The 19,237-nt window shown below is 45.4% G+C and carries 19 protein-coding genes; 2 read left to right on the top strand and 17 right to left on the bottom strand.

The features are described from left to right. Positions 1 to 34: 34 nt before the first annotated feature. The gene (dnaA, locus tag HY807_05175) at positions 35 to 1,372 is read right to left on the bottom strand and encodes a chromosomal replication initiator protein DnaA (GenBank protein MBI4825797.1); all 1,338 of its coding nucleotides are present in this window, start codon (positions 1,370 to 1,372) and stop codon (positions 35 to 37) included. Positions 1,373 to 1,611: 239 nt separating this feature from the next. Between dnaA and HY807_05170 the strand changes: the two genes are divergently transcribed. Further along, entirely contained in the window at positions 1,612 to 2,409 is a 798-nt protein-coding gene (locus HY807_05170) for a segregation/condensation protein A (GenBank protein ID MBI4825796.1), read from the top strand. Positions 2,410 to 2,420: 11 nt separating this feature from the next. Here HY807_05170 and HY807_05165 read toward each other — a convergent pair whose 3' ends face one another. The 4 genes from HY807_05165 to selD all read right to left on the bottom strand — a co-directional run bounded on the left by HY807_05165 (position 2,421) and on the right by selD (position 5,164). Further along, the gene (locus HY807_05165) at positions 2,421 to 3,056 is read right to left on the bottom strand and encodes a hypothetical protein (GenBank protein MBI4825795.1); all 636 of its coding nucleotides are present in this window, start codon (positions 3,054 to 3,056) and stop codon (positions 2,421 to 2,423) included. 91 nt (positions 3,057 to 3,147) lie between these two features. After that, the gene (locus HY807_05160; GenBank protein MBI4825794.1) at positions 3,148 to 3,780 is read right to left on the bottom strand and encodes a DUF4919 domain-containing protein; all 633 of its coding nucleotides are present in this window, start codon (positions 3,778 to 3,780) and stop codon (positions 3,148 to 3,150) included. 18 nt (positions 3,781 to 3,798) lie between these two features. Beyond that, complete coding sequence (locus HY807_05155; GenBank protein MBI4825793.1) at positions 3,799 to 4,227, bottom strand: HEAT repeat domain-containing protein; 429 nt, start codon at positions 4,225 to 4,227, stop codon at positions 3,799 to 3,801. Further along, positions 4,217 to 5,164 carry a selenide, water dikinase SelD gene (gene selD / locus HY807_05150; GenBank protein ID MBI4825792.1) on the bottom strand — a complete coding sequence of 316 codons (948 nt, stop codon included), beginning with the start codon at positions 5,162 to 5,164 and terminating at the stop codon, positions 4,217 to 4,219. The genes HY807_05155 and selD overlap by 11 nt, the downstream gene beginning before the upstream one ends. A gap of 184 nt (positions 5,165 to 5,348) precedes the next feature. Here selD and HY807_05145 point away from each other — a divergent pair, with 184 nt between their 5' ends. Next, positions 5,349 to 6,566, top strand: a complete 1,218-nt coding sequence (locus HY807_05145) for an MFS transporter (GenBank protein ID MBI4825791.1) — start codon at positions 5,349 to 5,351, stop codon at positions 6,564 to 6,566. 49 nt (positions 6,567 to 6,615) lie between these two features. Here HY807_05145 and HY807_05140 read toward each other — a convergent pair whose 3' ends face one another. The 12 genes from HY807_05140 to HY807_05085 all read right to left on the bottom strand — a co-directional run bounded on the left by HY807_05140 (position 6,616) and on the right by HY807_05085 (position 19,202). After that, on the bottom strand, positions 6,616 to 7,434 hold the full coding sequence (locus HY807_05140; protein MBI4825790.1) for a cytochrome c: 819 nt from the start codon (positions 7,432 to 7,434) through the stop codon (positions 6,616 to 6,618). Between the two features lie 750 nt (positions 7,435 to 8,184). Next, complete coding sequence (cas2, locus tag HY807_05135; protein MBI4825789.1) at positions 8,185 to 8,475, bottom strand: CRISPR-associated endonuclease Cas2; 291 nt, start codon at positions 8,473 to 8,475, stop codon at positions 8,185 to 8,187. A 106-nt stretch (positions 8,476 to 8,581) separates the two neighbouring features. Then, the gene (cas1c, locus tag HY807_05130; protein MBI4825788.1) at positions 8,582 to 9,613 is read right to left on the bottom strand and encodes a type I-C CRISPR-associated endonuclease Cas1; all 1,032 of its coding nucleotides are present in this window, start codon (positions 9,611 to 9,613) and stop codon (positions 8,582 to 8,584) included. Further along, positions 9,610 to 10,230 (bottom strand): CRISPR-associated protein Cas4, encoded by a 621-nt coding sequence (gene cas4, locus HY807_05125; GenBank protein MBI4825787.1) that lies wholly within the window; start codon positions 10,228 to 10,230, stop codon positions 9,610 to 9,612. Before cas4 ends, cas1c begins: the two co-directional genes overlap by 4 nt. Before the next feature lie 4 nt (positions 10,231 to 10,234). Beyond that, complete coding sequence (cas7c, locus tag HY807_05120) at positions 10,235 to 11,128, bottom strand: type I-C CRISPR-associated protein Cas7/Csd2 (GenBank protein ID MBI4825786.1); 894 nt, start codon at positions 11,126 to 11,128, stop codon at positions 10,235 to 10,237. Positions 11,129 to 11,177: 49 nt separating this feature from the next. Further along, positions 11,178 to 12,851 (bottom strand): type I-C CRISPR-associated protein Cas8c/Csd1, encoded by a 1,674-nt coding sequence (cas8c, locus tag HY807_05115; protein ID MBI4825785.1) that lies wholly within the window; start codon positions 12,849 to 12,851, stop codon positions 11,178 to 11,180. Further along, positions 12,848 to 13,489 carry a type I-C CRISPR-associated protein Cas5 gene (cas5c, locus tag HY807_05110; protein ID MBI4825784.1) on the bottom strand — a complete coding sequence of 214 codons (642 nt, stop codon included), beginning with the start codon at positions 13,487 to 13,489 and terminating at the stop codon, positions 12,848 to 12,850. The genes cas8c and cas5c overlap by 4 nt, the downstream gene beginning before the upstream one ends. Before the next feature lie 31 nt (positions 13,490 to 13,520). Then, positions 13,521 to 15,722 carry a CRISPR-associated helicase Cas3' gene (gene cas3 / locus HY807_05105; GenBank protein ID MBI4825783.1) on the bottom strand — a complete coding sequence of 734 codons (2,202 nt, stop codon included), beginning with the start codon at positions 15,720 to 15,722 and terminating at the stop codon, positions 13,521 to 13,523. Between the two features lie 11 nt (positions 15,723 to 15,733). Further along, positions 15,734 to 16,564 carry a Bro-N domain-containing protein gene (locus HY807_05100; GenBank protein MBI4825782.1) on the bottom strand — a complete coding sequence of 277 codons (831 nt, stop codon included), beginning with the start codon at positions 16,562 to 16,564 and terminating at the stop codon, positions 15,734 to 15,736. A 159-nt stretch (positions 16,565 to 16,723) separates the two neighbouring features. Beyond that, complete coding sequence (locus HY807_05095) at positions 16,724 to 17,161, bottom strand: hypothetical protein (protein MBI4825781.1); 438 nt, start codon at positions 17,159 to 17,161, stop codon at positions 16,724 to 16,726. 10 nt (positions 17,162 to 17,171) lie between these two features. Continuing rightward, complete coding sequence (locus tag HY807_05090; protein ID MBI4825780.1) at positions 17,172 to 18,878, bottom strand: AarF/ABC1/UbiB kinase family protein; 1,707 nt, start codon at positions 18,876 to 18,878, stop codon at positions 17,172 to 17,174. Between the two features lie 9 nt (positions 18,879 to 18,887). After that, a complete protein-coding gene (locus HY807_05085) occupies positions 18,888 to 19,202 on the bottom strand; it encodes a phasin family protein (GenBank protein ID MBI4825779.1) in 315 nt (104 codons plus the stop codon). Positions 19,203 to 19,237: the final 35 nt, after the last annotated feature.

Here is a 19,237-nt window from a genome sequence, read left to right as displayed (position 1 = left end):
TCCTGAAATTTCAGACTATGAATTTATTATGTTATTAGATCTCGCGTAATTTTTTTATCAGGTATTCAACCTTGGCGTTGAAGTCTTTATCGTTCTTTCTCTGCTCTTCAATAAGCTTGCAGGCGTGTATGACTGTAGAGTGGTCTTTGCCCCCGAACTTCCTGCCGATATCGCTGAGGGACGAGTGGGTCATGGTCTTGCACAGATGCATAGCTATCTGCCTCGGGAAGGCGATGTCCCTTGTCCTCTTTTTAGCCTTGATATCCGGCAGCTTTAAACCGTAATATTCGCAGACTATCTTCTGGATATGCTCGACTGTCAGCGCCTTTTCTTCATCATGGATCATGTCCTTGAGTATGGCCCTTGCCATCTCCACTGTTATCTCCCTGCCTGACAGCGACGAGTGTGCCCCGAGCCTTATCATCGCGGCCTCAAGATCCCTGACATTGGATTTTATCCTGGTCGCAAGCAGCACTGAGACGTCTTCCGGAAGATGTATGCCTTCAAGTTCGGACTTCTTTCCGAGTATCGCCATCTTTGTCTCTACCTCAGGGGGCTGGATATCCGCGATAAGCCCCATGCCGAACCTTGACCTGAGCCTCTCGGTGATCTCTGATATGTCTCTCGGAGACCTGTCGCTTGAGAATATGATCTGCTTATGCCTGTCGTACAGTGAATTAAATGTATGAAAGAGTTCGTCCTGTGTGGCGGTCTTTCCGGCTATGAACTGGATATCATCAATGAGAAGGACATCGAAAGTTCTGAACTTCTCCTTGAAGCTCTCCATCTTTTTGTTCCGTATGGAGTTCATGAATTCATTGGTGAATTGTTCAGCCCGCGCGTACATGAGCTTTATGTCCGGGTTCTTGTCTATGATGTTATTGCCGATAGCGTTCATCAGATGGGTCTTGCCGAGGCCGACGCCTCCGTATATGAAGAGGGGGTTATACGCATTGCCCGGCGAATCGGCTACAGCATGGGCAGCGGCATGGGCAAACTGGTTGCTCGGCCCTACAACATAAGATTCAAAAGTGAACTTCGGGTTAAGAAAGATGCCGCGTTTTGCCAGCTTGACCCTTCTGTTCTCCTGTTTTATCTCCACCTTTTTCAGCACAATGCTCTCTTTTTTTTCAGTGACTTTGTACTTGACAGAGACGTTCTCTTTCAGCAGTCCTGAAAAAGTTGTTGAGATAAGCATGGGGAAGTGGTCTTCTATCCATTCCTTAAAGAACTTGTTAGGGACCTCAAGGGCCAGCTGCTGGTCTTTCAGTGATAAGAATTTGATCGGCCTGAACCACAGGTCAAAGGTCTGGCTGCCGATCTTTTCCTGAATAGTTTCAAGGGTTTTGTCCCAGGTTTCCTGTATGTCCATCTCTTTTTCTAAATGCAATGAAAGGGTTCCTTAACGCAATTAAAATAATAGTTATCAACAATTGTGAATAACTTGTTGATAAAGCCCGAAGAAAGGTTAAGTATTATATACGATAACAACATGCATAGGCAAGCATTTTTTATTAAGATTTCTCTATGAAAATTAATCTTTGATCTGAACAGAAAATCGGCCAAAAAAGTCAAGAAAAAAATATATTCCGTGTTATAATAACCTCCGAAATGAGCGAAGATATTTTACAAGCAGAAGAGCAGGAAAATTTCCTCTTTAAGATGCCTGATTTTGAGGGGCCGCTTGACCTCCTTCTCCATATGATAAGAGAGGAGAAGATCGATATCTATGATATACCCATAGTTCATATTACCAAACAGTATCTCGAGTATATTGACCTCATGAAGGAGCTGAACCTTGAGATCGCAGGCGAGTTCCTGGTAATGGCAGCCACGCTCATCCATATCAAGACAAAGATGCTGCTGCCTCCTGATGAAGTGGCAGCTGACGAAGCGCCTGAAGACCCGAGGTCAGAGCTTGTCATGAGGCTTTTGGAGTATCAGGCGTTCAAAGACTCTTCATTGTATCTGAGAACGAGAGAAGAGACATGGAAGAATGTCTTTCACAGGCCGCTTCCGCAAAAAGAAGATTTTGATTTTGAGCCTGAGCCGCTATTTGATGAGATGAGCGTCTTTGACCTGATCTCCGCGTTCAAGGAGCTGCTTAAGACCGCGCCTATGGAGATGCGCGAGATAACCAGAGAGACGCTCACGATCTCCGACAAGATAAACTTCATCGTTGAAAGGCTTGAGAAGGAGGACGGCATAAGGTTTCAGGACCTCTTTGAAGGCGACTATACAAAGGTCTCGATCATAGTGACCTTCCTCGCGCTGCTTGAGATATCAAGGCTCGGACTCGCGAGGATCTACCAGGAGAAGGGCTTCGGTATCATATGGATCATCAATCCTGACAAGATGGGCGCGGCTCCGGCTGTGGAAATTTCTACATCAAGTGAGACGAGTCAGTAAGTATCAGTAATTTATTCTTCTCTCTTATAACCATAATTAGGCTGTTTTAGGAATTTCTCATCTTTACCTATTAACTCTTCAATTTTCTCTCTATTTATTTTCCAATTATTAACCTCGTTTTTAATCTTACTTACAGCAGATTTGCTTAATCCCTCGCAAAAATTCTTAAAATCTTCACAGCCATTAACATAAGAAAGAGCGCACAATGCTTCATCGACAGAAGAAGATTTAAAATAATCACTCATTAAAAATTCCCCCTTCAAATCATATACATCTGTCCAGTGAAAAAAGCCACAACGACCATTACCTCCCGTATCATAAGTAATAGCAATGTATTTAGTTTTATTTCCTTCCACGCATCCCCATGACCAAATTCTTCCTTCTATATATGTTTTTAATTTTTGTTCATTTGTTATAAACAGATTTTGTTCGCATTCATAACTATTAAAAAAATCCACTGAATCTATTTCAGCAGGACATATAAGCTCTGATACAATCCTCGTATCCCCGCATACCAACTCATCTTGTTTTGCCTGTGTATCTTTCTGCGCCTCCGCCCATCCACTCCCACCCCGGACAACCATCATCAACATCAATAAAATAAAAATCAGTTTATTTTGTCGTTGGTTAAATATCTTCATTGCCATCTCTACACCGCCTTTCTTAATGTTATCTTCCCTTCGTTGTTTATACCGTAGCATCGCATTAGTCATTTACCCGCATGAAATGAGAAAGAGTTTAAATCTTCTTCTCCAACCAGCCCAAGGGAATGTCCACGTTAAAATACAATACTGAACTCTGCCCGGTCTTGAGGTCTGTGACTTTGAATACATCATAGCTGTGGCCGTCTTGATTGACCAGTCTCTGTTCATCTGCCTGAAGGCCGAGGAGATTCAGGATGGCGTATTCTTCTTTTACGCTGATGACCACATAGGCGGTCTTAGCGGACTCACCGTCTCCTGAAGCAAGTATGGAATTCAGCAAACCATTAACTACAAAGTCATGAAAACCTGACCTCTCCGCGTTGCCGATCTCCTGATAGGCGAATGTCAATAATATATGAGCATCAAGATCGACATAATTTTTGTCTAAGATCAGGTTGGCATAGCTGACGGCTTCTTCAAACTTCCCTTCATTGAACGACTGGTACATCGCTTCGCTTTTTTCACGGTCAGAAGCATATGGATTATATTTGGATGTCTTTGAATATAAGAGCCTCAGTTTGGTGAAATCAGATGACTCATCGCATGCCTTGACCTTTGCCAGTTCAGAATCGTAAAGGCCGTTCTCATTTGCTTGAGAGGAGGCGCAGAATGCCATTGAAAATAATATGCAGATTATTGCGATTGACTGTTTGAGGGCTTTTTTCATATTGGCAATATGAATTATCTATTCGCCGTTTATTATCTTTTCAGAAAGCGCGTTCTGTCTGATCGCCTCTATGGATTCATCGATCACTTCTTTGACATGGGCGTGCCCTTCATCCTGCGCTTTCAACAAATAAGGAAGGGCATCTTTGTGGCCTATGATGCCGAGCAGGTGTGCTGCGTCGCCGCGTATGGTAGGGATTGGATTATTAAGCTGCGCTGCAATCCCTGGTATGGCGGCATGGAGGTGGACATAATCTTCATCTATCAGGGCCTCAACCAGCGCGGTCATTCCTATCCTTACACGCAGCCTCTCATCTCCGAGTATATCGCCGATGGTGATGTACAGGCTTTTGTCCTGCCTGAACATCGCAATGATATTATCAAGAAAACCGCTCTCCATATAGTCGGCGATCATCTTTTTGATCTCATCCAGCCCGTTATCTGACAATAACCGCACCTTTGCCTTTAACAACCTCTCCGATTATCCAGTAAGGGGCATTCTCTTTCTTCATAAGCCTCTTGAATGTTGCGAGCCCTTTCTGCGGCAGGGCTATGAGCATGCCGCCTGAGGTCTGCGGGTCAGAGAGCGCTATCTTGTCGATATCTGAAAGCCTGTCAGAGAACTTTGTATTCCTGCTGCAGAACTCCAGCGTCTTTTTCGCGCCTTTAGGTATCACGCCCGCCGCGATAAATTCTTTCACTCTATTCATAAACGGGATATCATCATATGAGATGACAAGATTCTTTTTAGAGCTTGCCGCCATATTCAAAGCATGCCCGAGCAGACCGAATCCTGTCACATCGGTAGCAGCCTGAGACCCTGCGGCAACAGCAGCCTTTGCAGCGGTTTTGTTGAGCGTTAGCATAGAGTCAATAACATCTTTTAATCCGGCTTCTTTCATCTTCCTGAGTTTCACCGCTGAGGTCAGTATGCCTGTGCCGAGCTTTTTTGTGAGGATGAGTATCTCGCCTTCAGACGCTCCGTCTACTCTCAATAGTTTATTTTTTTCAACGACTCCTGAAACAGCAAAGCCGAACTTTATCTCATTGTCCTCAATACTATGGCCTCCGATAAGGCAGACATCTGCTTCGTGAAGTTTGTCCATGGCGCCCTTCATGAGGCTTCTTATGACATCAGGGCCGAAATCGCATGATGCGTATCCCAGTATGGCAAGAGCGGTGAGTGGTTTGCCTCCCATGGCGTAAACATCGCTCACAGAGTTTGCGGCGCAGATCGCCCCGAAGGTGTACGGGTCGTCAACTATCGGCGTGATGACATCAACCGTCTCCACCATAAGTGTGTCCTTATAGCGGAATACGCCTGCGTCATCCCCCGGGCCCACGACAACGCTCCGGTCCTTGCATTTATGCAGGTCTGTCAGTATTTCGGATAGGTCCGCCGGACCTAATTTGGCTGCTCAGCCTGCTGCTTTTACTTTTTCTGTAAGCCTTATCTTCTTCATCACGTTATGATACTGCATGGAGTTTTTCATGTCAAAAGATAATGACGAAGTTACACCGGCATAAAGGCACAAGGCAACGAGAGGGTTGTGTTATATTAATTTGACCATGTCCTCTAAAGTTTTTTCATCGCTCTACAACAGGAACTTCCGCCTTTACTGGTTCGGGCAGGTGATATCCCTTACCGGCACGTGGATGCATTCTGCCGCACAGGGGTGGCTTGTGCTGAAGCTGACTGACTCGCCTTTTTATCTCGGCCTTGTGGGCGCTGCCGCATCACTGCCTTCGGTTGTCTTTTCATTGGCAGGCGGCGTTGCGGCTGACAGGCTGTCAAAGAGGAAGATACTTATTGCTGCGCAGGTTGCACTCATGCTCCTTGCGTTACTTCTTGCTTTTCTGGTCATGGCAGATGTGGTGACGGTCTGGCATGTCGTTGTCATCGCTTTTTTTGTCGGGACGACGCGCGCCTTTGATATGCCGGCGAGGCAGGCATTTTTTATTGAGATGGTCGGCAAGGATAAGCTTATGAATGCCATCGCCCTTAACTCGGCCGCCTTTAACGGTTCAAGGGTCATCGGCCCTTCTGTCGCAGGATTATTAATAAGCTTCATGGGCATAGCGGCCTGTTTTTTCATGAACTCATTGAGCTTTCTGGCCGCTATCATAGGGCTTATGCTGATCAGAATTCCGGTATCCCAAAAGAAGGAAGAGGAGAGAAAGGGAGTGGTCGAAGAGTTCAAGGAGGGGATACGCTTTATCTTCAGCGAGCCGGGCGTCTATACACTTTTGATGTTCATAGCCATAACCGGGTTCTTCGGACTTCCTTATATAAGTTTTTTACCTGTATACGCGAGGGATATCCTTAATACCGGAGCGGCAGGTTATGGCATCCTGATGAGCGTTGCAGGCGCGGGCGCTTTTGCCGGAGCTATCAGCCTTGTCCTTAAAGGTGACCATTCAAAAAAAGGGCTGCTGCTTGCCGTATCAGGGATTGTATTTTCGATAAGCCTGCTAATATTCTCTTTTTCAACTGCCGCCTGGCTTTCCAATGCCATGCTCTTCTTTGTCGGCTGGGGAGCGGTCAGCCATATAGCAACTGCGAACAGCATGCTTCAGCTTGCAGTCCCTGACAGGCTGAGGGGCAGGGTCATGAGCGCATTTACGCTCGTCTTTCTCGGCACGGCAACTCTCGGGAATTTGGCGATTGGAAGCCTGGCGCATTATGTAGGCACGCAGCGCGCGCTTGAGGCAGTTGCAGGTGCATGCCTGGCAGGCACATTGATTCTTCTAAAGCAAAAAGCCGATATCATAAAAAATATGGGATGAGGGGCTGTTAATCTCCTCATCCCATATATGAACTCTTTTTCAGAAAACCTTATTTGGGCAGTGTCTGTGAGTATCTTACAATATCCATTACATCTTGCATGGTATATCCTGTCTCTATTCCGGACGGCATCTTGTTCTCTTTCTCAGAAAGCTTCAGCCTGAGCCTGAGGGCCGGCATAATACTGCCGGGCTGGCCGAACCTTATCTTGTGAACAAGTTCCCATGGGTTTGATACAGCGATAGTCCCGACATACTCAGGGCTCTGGTCTGTGCCGAAGTTAAGCTCAGTGCCGTCAGAGCCGTGGCATTTGAGGCACATTTTTTCATACAGTACCTTGCCGTTCTTGGGATCGGCATTAAAAGGGGCCTTTGTCTTGGAGTCAATATATACCCTGTCGTCGATCAGCCCTTCTTTTAAAAAGAGGGCAAGGTTATTAATGGCGTCATAGTCCATGACATAGCTGAAATTATGAAACGGGTTATTTGACCCCAGCAGGATCGCCTCTATATCCTTTACAGACATCTTCGAAATCTGGAGCACGCCGGCAAATCCTGTTTTATGAGAACCTGAGCTGTACGCTCCCTCATTCCCAAGGTAATCCCAACCGTGGCATTCTTTGCATCTCCAGGTATCGCTGCCGCTTCTTTTGTTCATGCTCTGCAGCGACCATAACGGATGATTGAGTTTCGGCTCTTCAGCCCCTTTGACAACCACCCACCATTGATCATACAGCTTGCCGCCTTCTATGATCTTTAATGTATTGTCAACAGGAGCTTCTTCAGCCTGCTTGATGCCGGTTGCGCAGGAAGATATGAAGAATGAGACTGAAACAACTAGGGCAAGGATTACAAAGGAATATCTTTTCATCGGATGCTCTCCTTATGGAAATATATTATATGATCTGTTCAATTCAGGCGTGTCTCTTAATTGAATTTTATACTAATTCCATAAAAATTCAAAGGAAAAAAATTGGTTGATGAACGATAGTAAATTTGGCTCTTACAAAAGAAATGTCGGACTGATTGCTCCACTGACCCGTGGAACTGATAAGTTTCAATCCACGCGCCCCGTGCGGGGCGCGACGATACACTAGGAGTAGATGCCGTTGTCTGTGGGGGTTTCAATCCACGCGCCCCGTGCGGGGCGCGACGAGCTGTCTGAAATCCAAGCTGAGGGTTAATTGGTTGATGAACGATAGTAAATTTGGCTCTTACAAAAGAAATGTCGGACTGATTGCTCCACTGACCCGTGGAACTGATAAGTTTCAATCCACGCGCCCCGTGCGGGGCGCGACGACATCTCCGGTGAGGTTGTAGTCCTCGTCATGCGCGTTTCAATCCACGCGCCCCGTGCGGGGCGCGACCTATGCCGGGGAGAGGTTCTTGTGTATTTTTTTCTGTTTCAATCCACGCGCCCCGTGCGGGGCGCGACAGTCTAATTCTAAGTCAAAATATTATAAAGAAAAATTTGTTGCTTTTTGCGAACGTCCTTCTTTTACTCCTGTAAACCTTAAAGTTATCAAAGAACATTTTACATACTCCTTTGTTTTATAAACTTTTTTCATCTCTTGCGAATGGTATGCGTAAACCATGTGTTCTGCAGGTTCGCAAAATCGTTTCATACGATTAACGGGCCGTCCTGCTCTATTCCGGCTTTTGCGCCGACGTGCTCAACACGATGCTTCCAGTTAGAGCCGAGATAATAAAATCTCAGGCTGTCTTTATCAGGATCGATCTCTGAAATCAATCTCTCTTTCAACATCGTCCATTGCGCAGGATCAACAATACATTCAAAGACAGAGTTCTGAACCCTCTGTCCGTAGTCCTGACAGGCTTTTGCTACTCTGCGAAGGCGGCGCTGTCCGCCCTTTTCAACTGTCGAGACATCATAACTTACAAGTACAAACATAATTCAATCCTTATTTTCATAACCCCTCCTAACCTTCCCTTATCTTATGAGGAGGAATTTCGCCCACTCTTAGATTAAGAGGGGGATGGGGGTGTTAATTAAACCATCACTTCCATACAAACGGCGGATATGCATCCATGTCGCCGCGTAAATATCTTGCCATCAATAATGCCTGTGTGTGAAACAGTAATCCTATAGTAACCTTCTCGTTCAGAAACGGATGCATTATCTCATCCTGTTTGCGCTTCTGATATGAAACCAAAACCGTTTTCCTCGTATCATCATCCATCAACACAGCTCCCGACTCTTTCCTGTCAAATCCTTTGCCCTGCACCTGACAAAGATTTATCAATGAGAGAGTGAGACGGTCTGCAAGAAACGGCCTGAACTCCTCCATCATATCCAGAGCCAGCCCATACCTGCCCGGACGGTCTCTATGTAAAAATCCAACTGCCGGATCAAGCCCGACGGTTTCAAGTGCCGAACGCACATCATGCATTACCATAGTGTAAAGAAATGACAACAAACAGTTTACATTATCAAGAGGCGGCCTTCTGTTTCTCTCGCTAAAGTTAAATTCGTCTTTCCGGCTTGTAATGAGATGATCGAAGACGCTGAAATAAGTATGAGCGGAATCACCTTCTATCCCTCTTATTGCGTCTAAGGATTCTTCATTTTGTAATCGCCTCAATGATGAATCAATAAGTTTTGATGCAAAATCTACTCTATCAGCGTTTGGCTTGTCGTTATGATCTCTGACAAATCGCTGCAACACAGCCCTGTTATTCAGCAGCTTTCCGCTTAAGAAATATTTTGCAATATCGGCAGATATAGAAAGATCATCAGCTTTTCTATATTGCTCACGTCTCAAAAGAACATTACCTGATACCGGCCCCTGAACTTTTGCGAGGAATCTTCCATTCTCTGTCAGGAAGCTGATTGCCACGCCGCTTTCAGCGCAAAATCCCATTAAGTAAGGGCTGCACGAGACTTGGCCGAAGCAGACAATTCCGCCTAATGTATGAATCGGGATACGCAGGCAGATTGTCCCGTCAACTTTGACAGCAACCGTCTCGCCTTCTTTAGAGAGATATGCGCCCTGTGTTGTGACAAATAATGTATTAAGATGTTTTTTCATTCCTCCACCATCTTCGCCAAATAATGACTTGCTTTCCTGCTCACCTTTGGCATACACAACTCAAGTAGAGAACATTTGTCACACTTCTTCGAATATTCAGCCTTCGGAGTAATGCCATATTCAATAAGCTCATGAACCTTTCTTGCCGTATCTTCTGTCTCAATTCTTAAGGCATTATCGAAAACTACATCTTCCCTGTGACGAGTCTGTCCGTAAAAAAGCGCACCCTCCGGTATTTGAACATTGAGCATCTCTTCAAGGCATATTGCCTGAGCGCAAAGCTGAACCTTATCACAATCATCAAGCTTCGGTTTGCCGCGCTTGTATTCAACGGGAAAAGGCTGCCACGTCCCATCGTCTTTTTTGTGAAACTCCACCACATCCGCCTTGCCAATGAGACCGAGCCTGAGCGAGCGCAGAGGAACGCTGTAGTCGATACGGACATTTCCCCGCGATTCGTATTTATTACTATCGGCTTTCTCATGCATGATTTTGCCTTCGGCGGTGAAGACATTCTCGCTCCAAATCTGTTCGATATGGATTAGAGCGCACTGCCTTATGCAGTACATAAAGTGCTGCAACGCTGAAAGCTGAATGAGATCGTCTTCGCTGTGCATTGGATTACAGCTTCACCTCTAATGTTACACCCTGTGGCATATCGGCCTGAGTCGGAATAGTAATTTCATACTCGCTGAAATCACGCACAGGATTAGCATTTGTTTTTGTTGTCACCATGTCAAAGAGTTCATGCGCCGGAGCGCTGCCCAAGCTTGAGTCATGCTTGAATACAATGAGCTTGCGTGTTGCCATTTGACCGCGTGCCGCTGAATGGTCATGCTCAAACATTTCAAGAAGCCCTTTCCAAAAAAGAGTCAAATCATCTTCGCTAAATCCTGTCTGCGCTGCAAACGAAGCAGAAATAAATCCGTGACAGCGATAGAGTCCATAGGGAATGGTGAACTTACGTCCCATAGTCCTGTTATCGCCTTGCTGTTTTTCCGCTTCTGCCTCAGTGGCAACCGCCATTCTGGTAATGCTGTGTTCAAGCGGGACAACCTGATTAACACTGCGCGCAAAGGTTAACTGAACAGGACCACGAACTTGACCACAATTAACACCCAACGACATAACGGCTCCGAATGTTCTAACATCATAGAAGTTCTGGCACATCCAAACACGAGCGTCTTCTACTTTATCTCCTCCTTTACGCTTAGTTGTTTCAGATGTCAAATCAACTCCAAGAGCATCATAGGCTCGTTTGTTTTGAAGATTTAAAATAGCTTTTTCTTTGACATAAATGTCAAAGCCCTTCTTGTCTTTAAACTCATCGGTCGCAGACTTAAGCTGCACATAATTTCTCACCTTCCTTTTCAAACACACATCTGTCACAAGGCCATGTCCTGTTTCAGGATCAACGCGCGGGAGATTGCCTGCATCCGGGTCGCCGTTAGGGTTGCCGTCCTTTACGTCAAAGAATAGTACGAAGTCATAGCGATTGTTGATTGTGTTGCTCATTTTTTATTCCTCCTTTAGAATTTATTTATTCGGCTACATTTGTATCTTTCTATTTGAAAAAATCCTGTCTCTGGTGATAATAGCCAACTGCAAAGCATCCCTGATCGTCCAGACTCAGATGACCAGGAAACGCTGGACAGGCTGAAATATCATCAACGATCTCCCCGATAATTTTTTCAAAGTTGACCGCACGCCCTCTGTTCTCAAGTTTTGCAATATGATGATTCTTAAGTTTCATAAGATGTGGGAAGACAGTAACGGGAACGCTTGAGGCCGAACTATAAAACCTGTCACGTATGGTTGCATTGATGCCGGGGCTTGCCTCTTCCTGAATTTTTTCAAGAACGGCAAATAACCGTCCAAGTCGGTAGCCTGTGTTAGTGTTGTCTGTGTCTAATGCCATGCCAATTTCCTCCTTTGTATTTTTATATCGTGCTTTTCTGACCAGTACAGCTTTTATCAAAGATGCTCGCGGATAAGTTACTTCCTGTTCAGCCTTTACCCTGCGTATAGCAGAAGACAAAAGCGTATCGGGATACGGTGTTCCGGCAAGTATCGCCCTCATGAAATCACCAGCGAGATTAGGCTGGATATTGTCTGACTTTCCTTGTAACGCAGTTGAGACAAGCAGTCGGAAGAGAGAAAGATAAGAAGGATAATGTGGAGCGTGTTCAATTGCAATATCCTTAAAGTGCTGTCTGATATTTTCTTCAACCTCTGCTACTGTCCCTGCATACCAGAAACGGATAGCAATACGAGATGCATTTGGCGATAAACCGAGCACATAAAATTTTGTGCTGTCGTTAAGCACAGGTTTTGCTCCTGTCTCAGGGGCTTTGAACAAAGCCTTTATTGCGGCATTATCCTGTTCGGAGTCTCCTTTAGCAGGCTCTCCAAATATATCCGCAAACCAGTCTTCAAGCTCATGCTTCTTTTCTGCCCAGAAGACGGTACTTGCATCACCTACCTGAATCCTTTGCCTTGAACCTCTCTCAAGTAAATAGTTCAACATAGTAATGTAAGCAAATTCAGCCTTTTTCCCGACGGGAGCATTATAGCCCTGTTCTTTGCCAAATGATGTAAAGGCGTCGAGGTTGAAAGATACAATATTTGCTCCCGATGTTTGCGCTCCCCATACGCCTTTTATAGCAATATGCAGGTCTACAGGAATATCCGAGCTACCAGTCACGAGGCATATCTGAGTATCAGCCGGATCATTTAGAAAATCAGATATAATTTTATCTCTAACGGTTTTGCGACAGCAGATCAATTCATTGTCATTTTCAAGCTGAAAGCTAATATTGCCACCTTTCTTTTCTATTTCGTGCCACATCGGGTGTGAAAGCGCTTCCTTCTGATTGCCTTTCTCATAAAAATTACAGACTGCCGCAATCCCGTCATCGACGAATGGTTCATGGAATATCTTCTTCAGTTCTGAAATAAAGCTTTGATTTTGTTTCTGCCCCTTGTCATCATCTTTTTTTGAATAGCCAAGAACATAGCCTTCATTATCCCAAAGAAGATTTGCGCTCATCCATGCATTTTTACCTGATCGTTTAACTTCACGAGGAACAAGAAATACACGATCTGATGTATTCAAGCTTTTAAAGTTTCCTTCACGATCAACAACAATGATGAATGGAATTTCTTTTCGTTGAAAGCCATAAGGGACAAAATCATCTGGCATCCTTTCATAGTATTTAGCCAACGCTTGCAGTATCACGGCCTCACCTCCTTTTCATCAATCTTCATGCGTCCGTTGTCGAGGCTTGCCCTGAAGAAACGAGCAGTAGGTTCTTTACCTTTATAGTCCATGTCATAGAGCATCCAGCCCAAATCCTGACTGACAGGAATCGGCTCCGGCAGGGTCTCACCGTTAAGGAACGGTTTAAAATCAGCAGAGAATTCCCGGCATCCGAGATACGGCATATTAAAACATTGTCCTCTTTCCGCTCTTCTCAGGAACATCTCAGTAAACTTAACAACTGTATCCTCGCTCCCTGCCTTGTCCGTCATCTCGAAATACGCATGAATTGTGTATGCAACATTCCTCAAGAACAACCCCGCCCGTTGCTGCCTCTGCTCTTCAATGAATATTCCGCTTGTACGTGAAGACATAACAGCGCCTACTTCGTTTCTCCTCACCGATTCCCATTTGATCGGTTGCAGAACATCAATTTGCGTTACCTTCCAGCGGATAGCTGGCTTCCAAAGTATCGCCTCAAGTACTCCTCGCGCGGCAGATGGTGTCATTACATCATATGAAACGCGTTCGACCTTCATCTCCGGTCTTGTGAAACAAGCATTCCTTCCCCAGACCTTCAGGCGGAAGGGCAGGCTTTTGATAAGTGGATCACTCATCCTGATACCTCCTTTCTATCTGTATCTTTCCCTAACACATCAAATCATCCGGCTCATAGATCATTGATTTATCAGCGCAGAAACCAAGATCATTATGATACATTGCGCCGTATTCCTGAACGAAAATCCCCGGGTGAACTTCCATGATAGCGCCTTCGTTACGAAGTTTCGTGTGAACATATCTCGGCAAATTCACAACATATCTTTGTAGCTTCCTCATCAGCCACCGCTCGGTACCAAGTTTCTTTAACATCCCTATCAATCGCTCTCCTTCCTCATAGCGTACAATTACTGGAGCGTACTGTGAATCATCAATCAACTTAAACTTCTGAGCGGCAGTATAAAAGCTAAACCGAAGTTCTCCATCAGGAGCAAGGTCTTTCAGGATACCGTATTTATCAAGATTTTCCCCTTGCAGCCAGTAGAGTGATTTGAAAAACTTCTCAAACATAGCTGGTAAAAGCAGATCGTTTGTTTTATCGGATAGCATCATCATACTGGTATTTGCCGCTTGCCTTAGATAACCAATAGGTATTTTGCTCGGCGGAACAAAAACTACAACACTTCCTTTATCAAGAAGTCCTTCCCTGTTGCATCTTCCCGAAGCCTGTGCAATGGAATCAAGCCCGGCAATAGCCCGGTATACAACGGGGAAATCGAGATCAACGCCTGCCTCCACAAGCTGGGTACTGATTACGCGCGTAGGTAGTTTATCCTTGAGACGCTGTTTTATTTGTGAAATGACTTTTGACCGATGCGCTCCGCACATGAGAGCAGAGAGGTGAAATGTCCCTTCCGGCATTAGCTCATAAAGCGTCCGGCAGTCGTCGCGTCTGTTGACGATACACAGGACAGACGAATGTTGAGTAAGTTCTTTTGCAAGGTCTTCCCATGAGCGGGAAGTCAGAAGATTGTCAGGCACATGGATTTCAACGCGTTTGAATGCCTTATGTAAAGCAACGGGACTTTCCATAATCTCAACTGTTGACCCCAGCCCCTCAAAGTTAAAATCAAATGATTTGTGTTCACCAAAGGCAGGCTGAGTAGCCGTGCTCAGGACAAAAGTTACATCATAATTTTTGTGAAGCTCTTTCATCGTATGGAGAATAGGATTGAGATATTCAGGCGGGAAAAGCTGCACCTCATCAAGAACCACAATGCTATTTGCAATGTTGTGGAGCTTACGGCAACGGCTTGAGCGATTGGCAAAAAGTGATTCAAAGAATTGAACCGACGTTGTCACGATAACCGGAGCGTCCCAGTTTTCACAGGCAAGCCTGCTTTTTGTTGTCTCGTGGCCTTCATCCGATATGTCAACGTTGCTGTGATGCTCTACAATTGCATCTTTGAAAATGTCTCTGAATTGGTCGGCTGTCTGTTCAATAATACTCGTGTAGGGGATGACATAAATAATGCGCCTCTTACCGTGTTCCCCTGCATGACGCAAGGCAAACGCCATTGACGAAAGAGTCTTCCCGCCGCCCGTTGGAACTGTCAATGTAAACATTGCAGGCGCGTGAGTTGCCTTCATAGTACATTGCCGTAATATCTCTGTCCGTTGTTTGTTTACAGCGGTATCATCAGCATTAGCCTGTTTCCTCTCCATATAAGTTTCAAAAAGAGGCTGAAGTTTATTCAGTGAAGGGTAACCTTTGCGTGCCTTTGATTTATCAGGATCAAGAAACGCCTCTGTATCAAGAAAGTCAGCGTCCACAAGGCAGGAGTATAGCATCCTGATCCATAGCGCATGCCCGTCGCTGGTTCTGAACTTTTGCTTGGGAAGAGATTGGTCCGTGATTTCCTGCGGGATATTTGATTCGAGGGCTTTCTTGAGTAGATCTTCATTTTGAAGACGGTGAATTAAACTCCTGTTGCCAGCTTCAGCAGTTTGCCAGTCAGCAAGGCCGGCATGGTGTCCAGCGATAAGATAGCTGAATATTCTTCCTGGTGTATTAAATTTTACAACAGAGTGAATTGCCCCCGCGGTGGAATGATCTACCCTGCCAGATTTTGTTTCAATATGAGCATCGATAGAGGCAAGAAGCATTTTCTGGAAATTCTCCGAATACTTCCCCACATCATGCCACAACCCCGCCAGATACCCCCATTCCCCCGACCCGAACGCATCCGCAAATGATTTCGCAAGTTCCGCCGTCCCCTTCAGATGCTCCTCAAGCAGATGCCATTCATCAACCGGCTTCCCGTCAACACTGTGGGCGTAGAATTGTTTCACAAAATCTCCCTCTACTTCTTCCTTTCCAGTTTTTTCACACTTTCAGAAGTCGAAAGATAATTTTCATTTGAGACAACCCTCTTGCCCGTCTTTTTCTCAAGGTCTTTTCGCGCCTTACCTGCCACAACCCCGCCCTTGCGTGCTGAACGTTTGCTCTCATGAAAACCCTTTGCATCATCAACCCGCGTTATCTCAGTTGTTGCAGCTTCACCTAACATAGAGAAAATAAGTTCAAGGTCGTTCATATGGTCTCTCAGGTTTTCACGTTTCAACCCTTTTAATTTCTTATGCTGACTTGGGTTTACGCCGAATGCTGCTTTTGCAATCTCTGCGGTGAGGATCTCATATTCCTTTTTCTCTTTCACTTCCCGCTTTTTCCATTCGTCCGTCAACTCTTCTCTAATAGCAATGCCGCGCATCCGTTTCTCTATCCAGTCATCAGAGTAGCCCTTTGCCTTGTATAAAGCCCTTGTCCGCTTTGTACCCAATTCCGGGTCTTCTATCTCTTGCACGCGTTCATAGCCGACCTTTGCCAGCCAGCGCTTGAAAGGCTCTGCCTTGGGTGAAGGAATGGATTGGATAAGGCGGAAGATGCCCTCGGTGTTGGCGCAATCGGTTTCGTATTTTTTTCCGTCAGCGGCAGGCAATTTCAGTCCGTGACAAAATGTCACGACCTCGCCTCCTTCCTTCTTGAGCCTTTGTTTCAATTTTCTCCAGTAGGCTCCCGCATCGACGCTTTCAGTAAGCGCAGCACATATGTCAATGATCGAAAACCACCATTCATTCTTATGAATTGTTTTCCTTATTTCTTTGCCTCTAAAAACTGCGATGTTTGTTTCCATCTGCCTCCTCATGACCGAAAGGATAATGCCTTATTCTATTCCTCTAAATGGTTTTTGCCAAGATAATTATTTAATTGCAGAACTGACGGTATAGGATGGGGAAGTACAGCGGCTTTCCGCTGCACTTCAAGACGACAAAAAGCGATTCATATACAGATGTTATATCGTCTGTATATACTCCTCAACCTCGGTTTTTGTTTTTGTTATCAATTCACTTACGGCATCCGTCAGCGCCTTCAGGTCATCCCATTTGATGTTGAAGATATAGTTGTAGATGAAGTAATTGCGGAATGCAAGGTATCTCGACAGGTCCTGGTAGAGAGCCGGGGGGAGTATGCCGATCTCGTTCGCTTTTTTTAAGACTATTTCATGCCATCCCGGGGCGTCTTTTATATCGAGCTTGTCGTAGACAAGCATCTGCTTCAGGATTGTTTCAACACCGCTGTAGATGTTTATGATAAAGGTGGCTATTGACGCCTGTTCGGCAATCGTATGTTCTAATTTGCCTTTGTCATAAACAGAGTGCAGGTGCTGAAGGATAATGTCTATATTCTTAAATTCATCTTCACAGCTTTGTTTCAGTTCATCGATAGTCATGGTTTGTCTCCTATAATCTTCCTGATTTTAGAATGGATATCAGAAGCCACAAGCCGAGCAGGAATGCGATAAAGAATCCGATCGCTCCTATCGCAGGCAGCCCGAATATCGTCGTGCCTATGCCTGACTGGATCAGGAGCGACGAGCCGATAATGATAGCTGCCACTATCACGCTGAAGGCGAGCCGGTTGCTTGAACGGTCGATATCTCTAATAAGCCTGTCTATTCCAATGGGGTCGACCTTCAGGCTTAACTCGTTCTTTAACGCCTTTGCCAATAGCCTGTTGATCTGTCTCGGCGTCTCTATGAGAAGGCTGCTGATCTCCGAGATGTTCCCTTTAGCCTTATCAAAGATCCTCTGAGGATTGATCCGGCTCTTTACAAGTTTTGCAGCATACGGCTCTGCAGCGGCTATGAAATTAAAGTTAGGGTCAAGCTGCCGGCCTATATTATCAAGCATCAAAATGGTTTTATTGACGAGTATGAGATCGGACGGTATCGTCAGCCCGTGTTTTATGGCAAGCCGTGTGACCTTTTCAATGTAATCAATAAAATTTATCTCTGAGATTGTGAGGCCGTAGACAGGTTCCAGAAGGTCCACAAGGTCGCTCTTGAACTTTCTTCTGAAGATATCCTGGTCTATACCGTCGCTTAAAAGGCCGAGCTCGATATACTCATCTATCAGCCTGTCGAAGTCCTTATTAAAGAATGCCAGAAATGTATTGGCTATGCTCTCCATCATCTCAGGTGTCAGCCTGCCGGCCATGCCGAAGTCCATGAGCCCCAGCCTGCCGTCCGGGAATACGAACATATTCCCGGGATGCGGGTCAGCGTGAAAGAAGCCGTCCTCAAATATCATCTTAAAATAGGCATCGAGCCCGTCTTTCGCAAGTTTGCGCCTGTCAACGCCCAGAGTGTCGATAGCCTTGATGTCATCTATCTTTACGCCTTCAAGCCTCTCCATTACCATGACCTTTTCAGTTACAAAATCAGTATAGACAAGCGGGATATAGACGGCCTCGCTGTCAGCAAAATTCCTTCTGAAACGCTGCGCGTTCCTTGTCTCTCCGATAAAGTCGAGCTCTTTTGTGACGGTCTTCGCGAATTCATCGACAATGCCTTCGGGGTTGAATACCGATGCTTCGGGAATGTGCCTGACCATAAGGCTTGCTATAAATCTCAATATCGATATATCGGTCTCTATGACTTTATGGATGTTCGGCCTCTGGACCTTTACAACGACCTTCTCCCCGGTTATTAAGGTTGCGTTATGAACCTGGGCTATGGATGCGGCGGCAAACGGCCTGTCTTCAAAATCCGCGAATATCTTTCCGACGGATCTCTTGAGCTCGGACTCTATCATGGCCCTCGCTTCTTCAGCAGGGAAGGGGGGCACATCATCCTGAAGTTTTCTGAACTCGTCAGCAAACTCGCTGGTTATAATGTCAGGCCTTGATGAGAGGATCTGGGCGAGCTTTATGAAGGAGGGGCCGAGCTCGCTAAAGGCTATCCTGAGCCTTGCTGGGATAGATATTTTTTCAGGCTCCTTCCACTGGCCGAATACCCTGATCCTCTTTCTGATAGGGATAAATCTTTGAAGGTTTATCTGTTCGATGAACTGCCCGAAGCCGTGTTTAAGAAATACATTTACTATCTGTCTTATGCGGGCTATATTCCTGTATCCCCGCCAGAACCTTAGCAATCCTGAGAATGCCATATCTTATACTCAGTTTTTGTCGAGCGATCTTTCGAGTTTGTCAACTTTCTTTGAAAGAGCCTGGAGCTTTTTATTAAGTTCCTCGACTTCCGATTTCTTAGGTATGTTGACCGTATCGAGTGATTTATTAATAAGGTCGGTTATGTTCTTTTCAAAGTCTTCTTTGGTCTTGCCGGCCTTTATAGACCATTCGTCAAAGAGCTTCTTGCCCTGCGCCTCGCTGAGCTCGCCTTTATCGATAAGCTCGTCTACAAACTCCTTGAACTTCTCCTGCATCCCAAGCCCTGCCATGAACGTCTTTTGAAAGATATCTGATAATGACATAACAAACCTCCTGAATTATTATTTAAAGTCAGTTT

The organism is Nitrospirota bacterium (assembly GCA_016207885.1).
Taxonomy (GTDB): domain Bacteria; phylum Nitrospirota; class Thermodesulfovibrionia; order UBA6902; family UBA6902; genus JACQZG01.
The sequence above is the reverse complement of the archived record's forward strand: the minus strand, read 5'-3'. Positions and strand labels throughout refer to the sequence as shown.